Genomic DNA, 12740 nt, shown 5'->3' with positions numbered 1-12740 from the left:
TCCCGCCCCCTCAGGCCGTTAGCAAGATTCCCACACCAACGAGTGTGTCATAAGTCACATAACTTTGCAGTACCCTGGGAATATTTTTGGCTTGTTGGGCCCCATCCTCTTTCCGGGATAAGCTCGCCTGACCGGTTGCGCCCGCGTCTCGCGCCACCGAAATATGTGCCGTTTGCGCGGTCTGGAATGTCGATATGAAAGCACTGAAACTTGCCGGCGTCGCCATTGCCGCCGTGATCGTCGTCATCGCGCTGCTGCTGGTGATCGGCGTCCCGTCCAGCTTCCTGACGGCGCAGATCGAGGAGCGGGTCGAGCGCGAGACCGGCTACAAGCTCGCCATCAATGGCGGTGCCAAGGTCGGCCTGTGGCCATCGCTCAACATCACGCTGAACGATGTCACGCTGCAGAATCAGAAGGACCGCGACATCAACCGCCGCTTCGCGGCCGCAAGCATCGAAGCGGACGTGACGCTCGCCAGCCTGTGGGCCGGCAAGCCGCAGATCACCGAACTCGTCATCATCCGCCCGATGGTGAACCTGCCGCTGAGACGCGAGCGCGAGAGGGAGGCCAATCCTGCCTCGAAGCCCGCTGCCGGCAAGACATCTGAGGCTTTCTCGATCGAGCACATCAGCGTCACCGGCGGCACCATCGTGCTCTCCAACCTGCGCGATCGCGTCGAGAACAGGATCGAGACCGTCAATGCCGACGTCACCATCGATTCCGATCGCAAGGTCGTGCTGTCGGGCAGCGCCCGCCGCAACGGCTATCCGCTGAAATTCGACATCAAGGCGGCACTGCCCGCAGCCCCAATCGAGCGGCAGAATATCCCGGCCGAGATCAAGATCGACGCGCCCGACCTGTTGCGCGCCCCGCTCACCGCCAAGGCCGAAGCCCGCCTCAACGGCTCGGTCGTGATGATCAACGGCGTCACCGGCGCGCTCGGCGACGCCGTGTTCAACGGCTGGGCCTCGGTCGATCTTTCGAGCAAGCCGCTGGTTAAGCTCGACCTCGATTTCCAGAAGCTCGCCATCGCGACGGCGCGCAGCACCGGCGATTCCTCAGGCCAGCCCTGGAGCAGTGCGACGATCGACATCAACGGCCTCAATTATGTCGACCTGCAGGCGCGCATTTCCGCGACCGAGCTCAACATCGGCGATGCGCGCTTCACCCCCGCCGCGATCGAGGCCACGCTCACCACCGGCGTGCTGAAGGCCCAGGTTTCCAACCTCGGCGCCTATGAAGGCAACGCCAATGGCGATCTGACCGTCGATGTCTCCACCGCCAATCCGACCTACGCGATGCGGGCCGACCTCACCGGCGTGCGCGCGCTGCCGCTGCTGCAGGGCCTGGCCGATTTCGACGGGATCGACGGCAAGATGCAGGCGAAGGTCAGCGTGCGCTCCTCCGGCACCAGCCAGCGCGCGATCATGTCGAACATGGCCGGTACTGCGTTCGTCGTATTCCAGGACGGCGCCATCAAGGGGCTCAATGTCGCGCAGATGATCCGGTCGCTGACGGCGAGCACGCTGTCAGGCTGGCAGGAGAGCGCGGAGAAGGCGACGGACCTTTCGCAATTGTCGGCGTCGTTCAAGATCGACAAGGGACAGGCGCAGACCACCGACCTCAACCTGGTCGGCCCGCTGGTCAAGATGACCGGCGCAGGCACCATCGACCTCGGCACCAAGCAGATCGGGTTCCGCGTCGAGCCGAAGCTCGTGATGACCACCGAAGGCCAGGGCCGCGTCACCGATCCGGTCGGGCTCGGCATCCCCGTGATGATCTCGGGCCCTTGGGGGAGCCCACGGATCTATCCGGAGATGCAGGGCATCCTCGACAATCCCGACGCCGCCTATGCCAAGCTGAAGGAGATGGGCAAGGGCCTGTTCGGCCAGAACGGCGCCGGCCTCGGGGCTGCGATCGGCAACCTGCTTGGCGGACAGCCGGGGGCGGCCGGCGGACAGCAAGGCGGTGCTGGTGGACAGGGCGCGGCTGGCGGCCAGCTCGGCGAGACCATCGGCAATCTATTGCAGCAGGGCCTGAGCGGATTGGGCCAGAGCCAAGGCCAAGGTGGCGCGCGGCCGGGCAGCCAGCGCAGCATCCCGAGCCGTACCTCGCCAGCCGAGGCGCCGACCGAAGCCGCCCCGGCCGAGCCCGCTCCCCCTGCGCCGCCGAGCGACACGACCGCCGAGCAGGACAGTCAGCCAATGAACGAGATCATGCGCCAGCTGTTCAACCGGTGAAGCTGCCTCTCCCTCGCCCCGCTCTTGCGGGGAGAGGGTCGGGGTGAGGGGCTCTCTCCGCGAATGCTGCGGCTCGTTGATGGACCTGTACCCCCTCACCCGGATTGCTTCGCAATCCGACCTCTCCCCGCAAGCGGGGCGAGGTTAAGCAAGCCCGGGCATGACGGATTCCCCGCGATCCCTGCCCACAATTGGGGCTAACCATGTCGGCGGGCTCACAGCCCCTCCCCCCAATTCGTGCTAGACAGACCCCACGCCGGGGCTGCCGAGACAGACCGGCGCCAGTGACAAGCCGATGCGCGCCCAGCCGTGGGCCGGCACGAGGGTCCGGATGAACGAGGTCAAGGACAGAATAGGGTTTCTGCGCGAAGGCCTGTTCGCCAAATACGTCGTCGCGCTGGTCGGCCTCGTCGTGTTCGTGCTGGCCATCAACGGCGCGATGGAAGTCTGGATCACCTACCGCGGCATCAAGAGCTCGCTCAACGACGGCATGAGCGAGAAGGCGGAAGCGACCGCCAAGCGGATCCAGCAATCGCTGTCCGACCTCGAGCGGCAGATTTCCTGGGTAACGCGCGCCAGCGCCACCAAGATCACCGAAGCCGCAACGCTGGAGCAGCACCGCGAAGACTATGCGCAACTGTTGCGGCAGGTGCCGCAGGTCAGCCAGCTCTCGTTCCTCAACAGCCAGGGCCGTGAGCAACTCCGCCACACGCGCCAGACCGTCACGCTCGGCAGCGACGCCGATTTTTCCCGCAGATTCACCGAGGCTATCTCGCGCGGCACCCATTTTGCGCCGGCCTACTTCCGCGGTGAGCGGCCGTTGATGTCGATCGCGCTGGCGCATGCCGATGGCAGCACCACCGTCGCCGAGATCGACCTTGATTTCCTGTCGGAGTTTTTGATCGATGCCCAGGTCGGCAAGGTGGCGTTTGCCTATATCACCGATTCCAGGGGCGACGTGCTGGCCGCCTCCTCGAACGGGCCTGAAGTCGGCAAGAATCTGTCGGCGCTGCCGCAGGTCGCTGCCGTCAGCAAGCCCGGCGGCGTGGCGCCGGCGTCGGGCAAGGATGCCAGGGGCAACGCCGTGCTGACCACATCGAGCCTGGTGCCGAAGCTCGGCTGGCACGTGTTCTTCGAACAGGAGACGGCGCAGGCGCTGACGCCGATCCGCGATCAACTGGTGCGGATCGCGCTCTTGATCGCGCTCGGCCTCGTGGTCGCGATCATCGCCGGTACCATCATGGCGCGGCGCATGCTGGTGCCGATCACGGCGCTGCAGGCCGGCGCCAGGCGTCTTGGCGCCGGCGATTTCGGACATCGCATTGAGGTGAAGACATCGGACGAACTTGAGGAGCTCGCCAACCAGTTCAACGGCATGGCCGGGCAGTTGGCCGAGACCTATTCGAACCTCGAATCCAAGGTGAAGGAGCGGACGCGCGATCTGGCGCAGTCGATCAACGAGCTCAAGGTGCTCGAGGAGGTCGGCCGCGCGGTCGCCTCCTCGCTCGACCTCAACGCCGTGCTGCCGACGGTCGCCGCGCGCGCGCTGGAAATCACCCACGCCGACGCCGTGCTGATCTATGGCTATGACGCCGGCAATCACCAGTTCAACCTGACGGAAGCGATCGGCATCGACCCGTCGGCCGAAGGCAGCCACCGCGCTATCGACGCCGACAACTCGCCGCTCGGCGAAGCCGCAACGAGCGGCGAGCCGATCGCGATACCCCAGCTCGGCGCGACGCCCGAACATCCCTTGCGCGATGTCGTAATCGAAGCCGGATTCCACTCGGTGCTGGTGGTGCCGCTGGTCGACCAGACCGGCATTCTGGGTTCGCTGGTGGTGCTGCGGCGGAACGAGGGCGAATTCTCCGCCAATCTGATCGGACTGATGAAGACGTTTGCGCACCAGGCGGTGCTGGCAATGCGCAATGCGCGGCTGTTCACCGAGGTGGATCATAAGAGCCGCGAGCTTTTGGCCGCCAACGACATCGTGCGCGAGCAGGCCGACAAGCTGCAGGAACAGACCGATCAGCTCAAGGATTGGAACCGCTCGCTGGAGGAGCGCGTCGAGACGCAGCTCGGCGAGATCGAGCGCATCCGAAGGCTGGAGCGTTTCCTCGCGCCGCAGGTGGCGCAACTGATCGCCTCCTCCGACGGCCATGAGGGCCTGCTCGACAGCCACCGCCGCGAGGTCACCGTCGTATTCTGCGATCTGCGCGGGTTTACGGCGTTCACCGAGACCACTGAACCGGAAGAGGCGATGAACGTGCTGCGCGAATATCACGCGGCGCTCGGCGAACTGATTTTCAAGTATGAAGGCACGCTCGACCGCTATGCCGGCGACGGCGTGATGATCCTGTTCAACGCGCCGATCCAGTTCGACGACCACACCGCGCGCGCCGTTCGCATGGCGGTCGAGATGCGCGACACTATCGGCGGGCTGACCGACAAGTGGCGCAACCGCGGCCACAATCTCGGCTTCGGCATCGGCATTGCGCTCGGCTACGCCACGCTCGGCCAGATCGGTTTTGAGCAGCGGCTGGAATACGCCGCGATCGGCAGCGTCACCAATCTTGCGTCGCGGCTGTGCGACGAAGCCAAGGCCAACCAGATCGTGGTGTCGAGGCGTGTCTACGGCATGGTGGAGCCGTGGGTGGAAGGGCGGCCAATCGATGATTTGAATCTGAAGGGATTCAATCATCCGATTTTGGCGGCGGAAATCATGAGCTGGCGCGAGGAAGTCGACAACGTGGTTGATGCGGCGGCCGCGGCGCGACGGAAGAAGATGTCTTAGAATGAGTGTGCCGCGCGCGCGTCGCGGTAACCGTTGCGACCGACTGACGATGAGCGGCGACGCCGCACGCGCCCGTCAGTGCCAACCGGACTGCTGCATTCGCGCGCGGGTCTGCGCCAGTTCTTCGAGATTGCTGTCGATCTGCGTGCGGTACATGCCGATATCCTTGAGATGGCGATCGTCGAGCTTGCGCAGGGCCTCGCGCGCGGCGTGACGCTCGTGGCGCGAGATCACCGCCGCGATGAGGCGGTTGATGGTCCGGCGAACGCGCGCCAGCCAAACTGCAGTTCGCCAAGCAAATGGCCTGGTGGCGGAGGTCGGAATGGTGGTCAGTACGGTCATGGCGATGTTCTTCAAAGAGTAGTTGGAACTCGGTCAAGTTGCCGAGCATGCTTTCTACCGAAGGCCTGCTGCCAGCATGGTGTCAGCAGGCTTCGGCGCGTACGCCTAAAGGCGCGACGGATACCGGACACGACTACGTGAAGATCTGAATGAGGAAGCGATATGCCACACCGCCGGCAGGGCCAGCCCGCCGGCGATGCGAGGCGAAACTCGTCAGGCCACCTTTCGCCCGGCCGCGAGATCCTTGACGGCTTCCGTGGTCAGCGGCTGACCGCCGATGCCCCAATCGCCGCTCGCGACTTCGGAAATCTTGACCCAGGTAACGCCGCGCATGCTCTCGCCTTCGATCGATACCATGGCGTCGGTGAGTTTGCTGATCATCTGGCGCTTCTGCTCGGAATTGAACACGTTCTCGATGACGTGAACCTCTATCAACGGCATGTAGTTCTCTTCTTGATGCTTGCCTCGCGAGAGCGAGGGCAGCATCAACATGCCCGTGACAGTCGGCCAAGACTTTCAGACAGCTATGATTTGTCGTCCAGTTCAGCTTGAGATATCACCGCGGAGCTATGCAGATCTCAGTTATCGCAGGCCCGCCCTCCCAAACCCTTCCAGGTAATGCGCCTTGTCCGCCTCGTGTTCGAACGGCAGTCCGCTGGCGAGCCAGGCGAGCGAGATGTTGGGCTGGGCGCGGCGGAGGCCTTCGAGGGCCGATTTGGCGGCGTCAGTGTCGCCGGCCATGCCGAGGGAGGCGGTCAGCACGCGGTGGGCGCCGACAAAATCGGTGCGCTGGCGCAACGCTTCGCGCGACAGGCGGATCGCCTCCGCGTAATTTTTGCCGACATACTGGCAATAGGCCGCGACGCCGCAATAGATCGCGGCAAAGGGATCGCGCGGTGAGAATTTCAGCGCCTCGCGCGCGGCGCGATCGCCTTCCTCCCAGCGCCCGCGATAGGACAGCGCAACGCCATAGAGGCCGCGCGCGGGCGAGAAATTGGGATTGAGCCGAAGCGCAAGCTCGAACTCGGCGATGCAATCATCGAAGCGCCGGTTGAACAGATAGACGCTGGCGAGCGCATAATGCGCCCACGCGTCCTCGCTGTCGGCCCGGATCGCCGCCAGCGCCGCCCGCTCCGCCACCGGAACCACTTTGGTGATTTCCTGCCAGCCCATATGGGCGCTGAACGTATGGCAGGCCGCCAGCAGGCTGAGCGCCTGGCCGTAAGAAGGATCGACGCTGATCGCCTTTTCCAGAAGCGCCAGCGCCACCAGATTGTCCTGCCGCGTCACGCGCCAGTAATGCGACAGCGCGCGCATCACCAGATCCCACGCGTCCATATTATCAGGCGTCTTGCGCCGGGCCCGGAAATCCTCAGCCGCATAGAGCTGCGGCTCGATCGCCGCGACCACGGCCTGGGTGATTTCGTCCTGCACGGCGAACACATCGGCGAGATTGCGGTCGTAGCGCTCGGCCCAGAGCTGACTGCCGCTCGCCACATCGACGAGCTGAGCGTTGATGCGCACATGGTCGCCGTCCTTGCGCACGCTGCCTTCGACGACATAGCCGACGCCGAGCTCCGCGCCGATCTCTTTGTGGTGGACGGATTTGCCCCGGTAGCTGAACGAGGAATTCCGCGCGATCACGTAGAACCAGCGCAGCTTCGACAGTGCGGTGATGATGTCCTCGCTGATGCCTTCGGAAAAATACTCCTGCTCCGGCTCGCCGCTAAGATTGGCAAACGGCAGCACGGCGATCGCGGTGCGATCGAGCGCCGGGAGTTGTCGATGCTGCAGCTCGCCGGCGAAACCGGGCGAGGAAGGCGCATCGGCGCGCGCCAACCTGCCGTTCGCGGCTTTCGGCTGCACGTCGCCGACGAAACGAAAACCCTTTCGCGCAATGGTGCGGATCACGGCTTGATCCTTGCCGCTGTCGCCGACCGCCCTGCGCGCGGCGTTGATCCGGCTCGTCAACGTGGATTCGGAGACGATGCGGCCGTCCCATATCGTCTCGATCAGATCGTCCTTGGTGACGACGCGGTCGCGGTTTTCGATCAGGTGAACCAGGAGATCGAACACCTGCGGCTCGACCGCGATGCTCTCGCCGCCGCGGGTCAGCTCACGCAGGTCGACATCAAGTACATGGTTGGAAAAGTGAAATCGCACGGCTTCATCCCGGTTAAATCATCCTAGATCACTTTGTCCCGGCACGCGATTTCCGGTCATTTTGTTTGTCCCGCTCCCGGTGCGAGGTAGACCGAATTTCCCGGCGGGAAAGTGTGTGAAATCTCACAGAAAGAGAAATCTCACTGAAAAATCAGGGTGGTCTCAAGGCAAAATCAGCCCGGCATCACAGTCTTTAGGTCCTGACAGGGCGATGTTCGGTTCATCGTGGCCCCTCCCGTGGCCGCATGATCCAGATCAAGGAGACACCCATGGCCGGCCAGACTGCGACCGCAGCGACCCCGATCCCGCCCGCCCCCGACCTCGCAGCCCTGAAGACGCGTCAGCAGGCCGCATGGTCCTCGGGCAACTACGCTATTGTCGGCGCGACGCTGCAGATCGTCGGCGAGGAGCTGTGCGAGGCGCTCGATCTCAAGGCCGGCTCAAAGGTGCTCGATGTCGCCGCCGGCAACGGCATGGCGAGCCTTGCCGCGGCGCGGCGGTGGTGCGACGTCACCTCGACCGACTACGTGCCGGCGTTGCTGGAGCGCGGCCAGGCGCGCGCAGTAGCCGAAGGCATGCAAATCGAATTCAGGGAAGCCGACGCGGAAAACCTGCCGTTCGACGATAACAGCTTTGACACGGTGCTCTCCACCTTCGGCGTCATGTTCACGCCGAACCAGGACAGCGCGGCCGCCGAGCTGATGCGGGTCTGCAAGCCCAAGGGCCAGATCGGCCTCGCGAACTGGACGCCGGAAGGTTTCATCGGACAGATCTTCAAGACGCTCGGCAAATATCTGCCGCCTCCCGCCGGGGCCAAATCGCCGGCGCTGTGGGGAACGCGCGCGCGGCTCACCGAAATGTTCGACGCTGATGCGCGCGCGATCCGAGCGGAATCGCGCCTGTTCAAGTTCCGCTATCGCTCGCCGGCGCACTTCCTCGACGTGTTCAAGACGTATTACGGCCCGGTGCTGAAAGCCTTCGCCGCCCTCGACCCGGCGAAACAGGAAGAGCTGCATAACGATCTGAATGCGCTGATTGTTCGCATGAACAGGTCCGGCGACGGCACCATGGTCGTGCCCAGCGAATATCTCGAGGTCGTCATCACCAAGCGGTGAAACGGCGCGCCAGCAAGGCTTCGGCGGGCCATTCGCATGGCCCGCTGGTGGCGTCCCACATAAAAATAAGGAGCATTTCGATGACCAATGTGATTCACATCTCGCGCCGAGAGCGCGAAAAGGCTTGCGTCGTGGCGCTGCATTGCTCGCTCGGCTCGGGGCGCCAATGGAAGACGCTCGCCGATGAACTCGGGCGCGAGCATCCGTTCTTCGCCCCTGACATCTCGGGCTATGGCACCAATAGCTACTGCGCGGTGGACCTGCCGCTGACGCTCGCGGAGGAAGTTCGATGCCTGAACGGCCAGCTCAACGACGCGGAGGGCCCCATCCATCTCGTCGGCCATTCCTACGGCGGCGCGATTGCGTTCAAGATCGCGACCTGCTCGGCGTTCGCGCATCGCCTGCGCAGCCTGACGCTGATCGAGCCGGTGCTGCCGACGCTTTTGTGCGAGAGCGACGCGGACCGGCGGCTTCACGCGCGTTTCGCCCAGGTCGCGCGTGACGTTTCCGAGGACATCTGGAATGGATCGGCGCTGGAGGCGATCGACATGTTCATCGAGTTCTGGAATGGGTCCGGTCCGCAGGATCCACTGCCGGCAAGCGTCCGCCAGCGCATGGTTGAGCGCGCCGACAAGCTTGCATTCGATTTCACCGCGGCGTTCGCCGAAGAGAATGTAGCCACCGCGGCGGCCTCGCTTCGCGTTCCGACGCTGCTGTTTTCGGGCGGGCTATCGCCCTTCGTCACCCAACGCATCGTGCAGCGGCTCGGCGCGATCATGGACGGCGCGGAAATCCGGCATTTGCCGGCTGCCGGCCATATGCTCCCGCTCACCCATGCCTTGTCAGTCAATTCCGCGATCGCGCAGCATATCGCCCGCGCGGACGACCTGGCCGGCGTTCCGCTGGCCGGAGAGGCGGCGCCGGCGGAGGCCGTCACCTTGGCGGAGGGGTGACATTTCAAGATGACCCTTGCCGGCACGGCCGAACCTGCCCGAGGGCGGCAGACTACGGTGCACTATCGAGAAACGGATTGACGATGGCGAGGCCGCCGATGCTGCGGCCATGCTGCATGTCTTCGCTGAACAGCGTGTCGCAACCGGCCTCGATGGCGGCGGCGACGATCAGGGCGTCGTAGAACGGCAGGCCGTGCTCGCGGGCGAGGGACACGGCGCCCGTGTGCGTGTTCAGCGTGACGGGCAAGACGTCATCGAGCGACGCGCGGAACAGCCCGAGCGCCAATTCGATCTGCGGCCAGTCATGACGAAGCTTGCGGCGGGCGACGTGAACGAACTCGTTCAGCACCTGAACGCTGACGACACCGCCGCGGCTCAGGCAATCCACCGCCCGTTGTTTTCTGGCGTCCGAAGTCGCGGTGTATACGAGAATGTTGGTATCGAAGAACGCCTTCACCGCTCGTTCGCCTCGTCCCGATCGAACTTGTAATCGGAAGGAAGCGTCCAGTTGAGCGAAGCCAGACGCTCGAGCGCGGCCTTGCGGCGGTCTTCCTTCTGGACGATCAGCGTTCGCTCGGCCACGTCGACGATGTCGAGTTCGTCCCCGGCCCGCAGACCCATCTTTTCGACCAGGGCTTTGGGCAGCCGCACGGCCAGGCTGTCACCCCATTTCGAAACCTGCATGGCATCCTCCAACAACCCAAAAATGATATCATCGTTATGATATCATCTCAAGGGGGGACGCAGCCGGGACGTTTTCGTCCGTCACCGCCCGCATCGGTCGAACGAGGCGCGCGGATCCGGTGCGGCCGGCGTTGGCCTTGGCTCCGCGGCCGGCCTTCTGGTATTCATGATGTGAATTATTGGACTGGATTGCCGATGACCTATTTCACTGCGTCCGCCCCGTCGCGAAGGCTGTTCGCTGCGGCGGTGGCTGGCCTGCTCTGCCTTTCTACCTCCTCCCTCGCCGCCGACGACGAAGCCCCCCCAAAGGGCGCCGCCGTCACCGTGCTCAAGGCCGCAAAATCCTGTTTCGCCAATATCGTCGAGGTCTCCGGCACCATCATTGCGCGGGAGGAGACGCAGGTGCGGCCCGAGCGGATGGGGCTGAAGGTCGCCGAGGTGATGGTGGATGCGGGCGACAGCGTTACCGCAGGTCAGGTGCTGGCGCGGCTGACCCTCCCCGAGGGCGGGCAGATCACGGTGCAGGCGCCGGTGGCGGGCGTGATCTCCGCCTCGACGGCTTCGGTCGGCGCGATGGCTTCGGCCAAGGGCGAAGCGCTGTTCTCGATCATTGCGCGCAGCGAATTCGATCTGGTCGGCATGGTGCCGACGCGCGACATCGCCAAACTTCAGGTCAACCAGACCGCGCGGATCAAGGTGATCGGCGCCGGCGAGGTCGACGGGCGGGTGCGGCGGCTGTCGACCACGGTCGAGCCGAACAGCCAGCTCGCGCAGGTGTTCCTCGGCGTCACCACCAACCGGCGGCTATTGGTGAATTCGTCAGGCCGCGCGCAGATCAAGACCGGGCAGAGCTGCGGCGTCTCGGTGCCGCTCACCGCCATCCTCTATGGCTCCGCCGGCACCGTCGTGCAGGTGGTGCGGCGCGCGCGCGTCGAAACGCGGCGGGTGGAGACCGGGCTGATGTCGGCCGGACAGGTCGAGATCACCTCCGGGCTGCAGGAAGGCGACATCGTGGTGGCGCGCGCCGGCGCGCTGCTCCGCGAAGGCGACCCTGTGCGGGCGGTGACGGCGAGCGCGGATACGAAGTAGGTATCCGTCGCCCCTGCGAACGAACGCAGGGGCCCATAACCACCGGCGTTCGTTGTATGGTAAGATATCAGCGACCGCGTTTCACTTGATCGATCACGCCGTATGGGTCCCTGCGTTCGCATGCGAAGCAGGGACGACCGGGTGGAGGGAGCTGGCCTGGCCCCCCTACCCGCCGATGCGGACGTCTTCCAGCAGCGACGACGACACCTGCGGCACCTGCTCGCCGTCGGAGGCGCGGGAGACGGAGATGCGGGTCTTGTTGAAAGCGCTTGCCACGCCGGGCTGCGAATTCAAATTGTTGAGCAGCTCGGTCACCAGCACGCTGTACTGACCCTTGCCGTCATCGGCCACCTTGCCCGGCGTCGCCGAGGTCAGGATCAGCGCGTTTTCCGGCGTGGAGATCGGAGCGAGGCCATGGGAGTAGGAGCGGAAGCGGCGCTCATAGGGGTTGCGGCGGGAGGCGTCGACGACGACGAGCTTGGCCTTGGCGCCCTTCTCGGTCATCGCGTCCAGCACCTGTTCGATGGAGACGCCGTCGCGGCGGACGTCGGCTTCCTTCCAGATTGCGGCATCGACCGGGATCATGAAACTCTCGCGGCCGACCTGGACACCGTAGCCGCCGAAGAACAGCATTGCCACGGTGTCCGGCTGGATCTTGGCCTTCAGGCGGACAATGGCGCGGGCCATGTCGTCCTTGGTGGCGTCCTCGACCACGTCGACGTCAAAACCCTTGGCCCGCAACGCTGCGGTGAGGCCGCGGGCATCGTTGATGGGCTGGGACAGCGGCGCTGACGCATCCGGATAGTGGCCGTTGCCGATCACCAGCGCCACGCGGCTGGCCGATGTGCCGATCGAGCCGGTTTGTTCGCTCCCGATCGCCTTGGCGGCGTCGAGCGAGCGCTTGTTCAACGCTGCATGGGCGCCGATCGCCAGCGACACCAAGCCTACGAAGGCAACGGCAATGGTGACGGTGCGGCGGGAGATGCGGAGCTGACCGAGGTTCATCACGTTACCATCCCAAGTTTATTCAAAGGCACCAAACAAGACCGCGCCAGTTAGTCGCGTCAGGACCGTTCAGGTTTGAAGGGGTTGCAAGGTGTGTGCCGTCGAATTGCGATCAATTTGCGGCACCGCAACAACCGGGCTTTTAGCCTGTCGGGCCTTCCCGAACAACCTCATTTGGTGCATGGAACCAATAGCCGCCCAATACTGGCGGAAGGTTAATTCCAGTTAAGTGACCCGGATCACATTTGTATTTTTCGTGGATTTGTCTAGTTTTCAAGGGCTTGCGGGCCCGATCCGGCCGGCGGTGGCCGCGTTAAGCTGTATGCCATGCTTAACGTGACCCTCCCTTCACCGT

General features: G+C 64.4%; 11 protein-coding genes. 5 read left to right on the top strand and 6 right to left on the bottom strand.

Going from position 1 to position 12740, the window contains the following annotated elements:
• Positions 1 to 194 precede the first annotated feature (194 nt).
• On the top strand, positions 195 to 2240 hold the full coding sequence (locus V1294_RS05045) for an AsmA family protein (RefSeq protein ID WP_334495532.1): 2046 nt from the start codon (positions 195 to 197) through the stop codon (positions 2238 to 2240).
• 331 nt (positions 2241 to 2571) lie between these two features.
• Complete coding sequence (locus V1294_RS05040; RefSeq protein WP_334495530.1) at positions 2572 to 5034, top strand: adenylate/guanylate cyclase domain-containing protein; 2463 nt, start codon at positions 2572 to 2574, stop codon at positions 5032 to 5034.
• A 75-nt stretch (positions 5035 to 5109) separates the two neighbouring features.
• On the opposite strand, the gene V1294_RS05035 is transcribed toward V1294_RS05040, so the two are convergent.
• The 3 genes from V1294_RS05035 to V1294_RS05025 all read right to left on the bottom strand — a co-directional run bounded on the left by V1294_RS05035 (position 5110) and on the right by V1294_RS05025 (position 7539).
• A complete protein-coding gene (locus V1294_RS05035; RefSeq protein ID WP_334488317.1) occupies positions 5110 to 5376 on the bottom strand; it encodes a DUF1127 domain-containing protein in 267 nt (88 codons plus the stop codon).
• Positions 5377 to 5589: 213 nt separating this feature from the next.
• Complete coding sequence (locus V1294_RS05030; RefSeq protein ID WP_334488314.1) at positions 5590 to 5817, bottom strand: tautomerase family protein; 228 nt, start codon at positions 5815 to 5817, stop codon at positions 5590 to 5592.
• Between the two features lie 141 nt (positions 5818 to 5958).
• On the bottom strand, positions 5959 to 7539 hold the full coding sequence (locus V1294_RS05025; protein WP_334488312.1) for a winged helix-turn-helix domain-containing protein: 1581 nt from the start codon (positions 7537 to 7539) through the stop codon (positions 5959 to 5961).
• A 269-nt stretch (positions 7540 to 7808) separates the two neighbouring features.
• On the opposite strand from V1294_RS05025, the gene V1294_RS05020 reads away from it, so the two are divergent.
• Together V1294_RS05020 and V1294_RS05015 are read left to right on the top strand one after the other, a co-directional pair.
• Positions 7809 to 8654 (top strand): class I SAM-dependent methyltransferase, encoded by an 846-nt coding sequence (locus tag V1294_RS05020; RefSeq protein WP_334488310.1) that lies wholly within the window; start codon positions 7809 to 7811, stop codon positions 8652 to 8654.
• An 80-nt stretch (positions 8655 to 8734) separates the two neighbouring features.
• Entirely contained in the window at positions 8735 to 9607 is an 873-nt protein-coding gene (locus V1294_RS05015; RefSeq protein ID WP_334495528.1) for an alpha/beta fold hydrolase, read from the top strand.
• Between the two features lie 52 nt (positions 9608 to 9659).
• Here the strand turns inward: V1294_RS05015 and V1294_RS05010 are convergent, their stop codons facing one another.
• Entirely contained in the window at positions 9660 to 10064 is a 405-nt protein-coding gene (locus V1294_RS05010; protein ID WP_334488305.1) for a PIN domain-containing protein, read from the bottom strand.
• Positions 10061 to 10291, bottom strand: a complete 231-nt coding sequence (locus V1294_RS05005; protein ID WP_334488303.1) for an AbrB/MazE/SpoVT family DNA-binding domain-containing protein — start codon at positions 10289 to 10291, stop codon at positions 10061 to 10063. Before V1294_RS05005 ends, V1294_RS05010 begins: the two co-directional genes overlap by 4 nt.
• Positions 10292 to 10486: 195 nt before the next feature.
• Between V1294_RS05005 and V1294_RS05000 the strand changes: the two genes are divergently transcribed.
• A complete protein-coding gene (locus V1294_RS05000) occupies positions 10487 to 11380 on the top strand; it encodes an efflux RND transporter periplasmic adaptor subunit (protein ID WP_334495526.1) in 894 nt (297 codons plus the stop codon).
• A 165-nt stretch (positions 11381 to 11545) separates the two neighbouring features.
• On the opposite strand, the gene V1294_RS04995 is transcribed toward V1294_RS05000, so the two are convergent.
• Complete coding sequence (locus V1294_RS04995) at positions 11546 to 12385, bottom strand: caspase family protein (protein ID WP_334495524.1); 840 nt, start codon at positions 12383 to 12385, stop codon at positions 11546 to 11548.
• Between the last annotated feature and the right edge of the window lie 355 nt (positions 12386 to 12740).

Origin of the sequence: Bradyrhizobium sp. AZCC 1678, assembly GCF_036924765.1 — a bacterium.
GTDB lineage: Bacteria > Pseudomonadota > Alphaproteobacteria > Rhizobiales > Xanthobacteraceae > Bradyrhizobium > Bradyrhizobium algeriense.
This window is presented reverse-complemented; position numbering and strand designations above follow the sequence as displayed.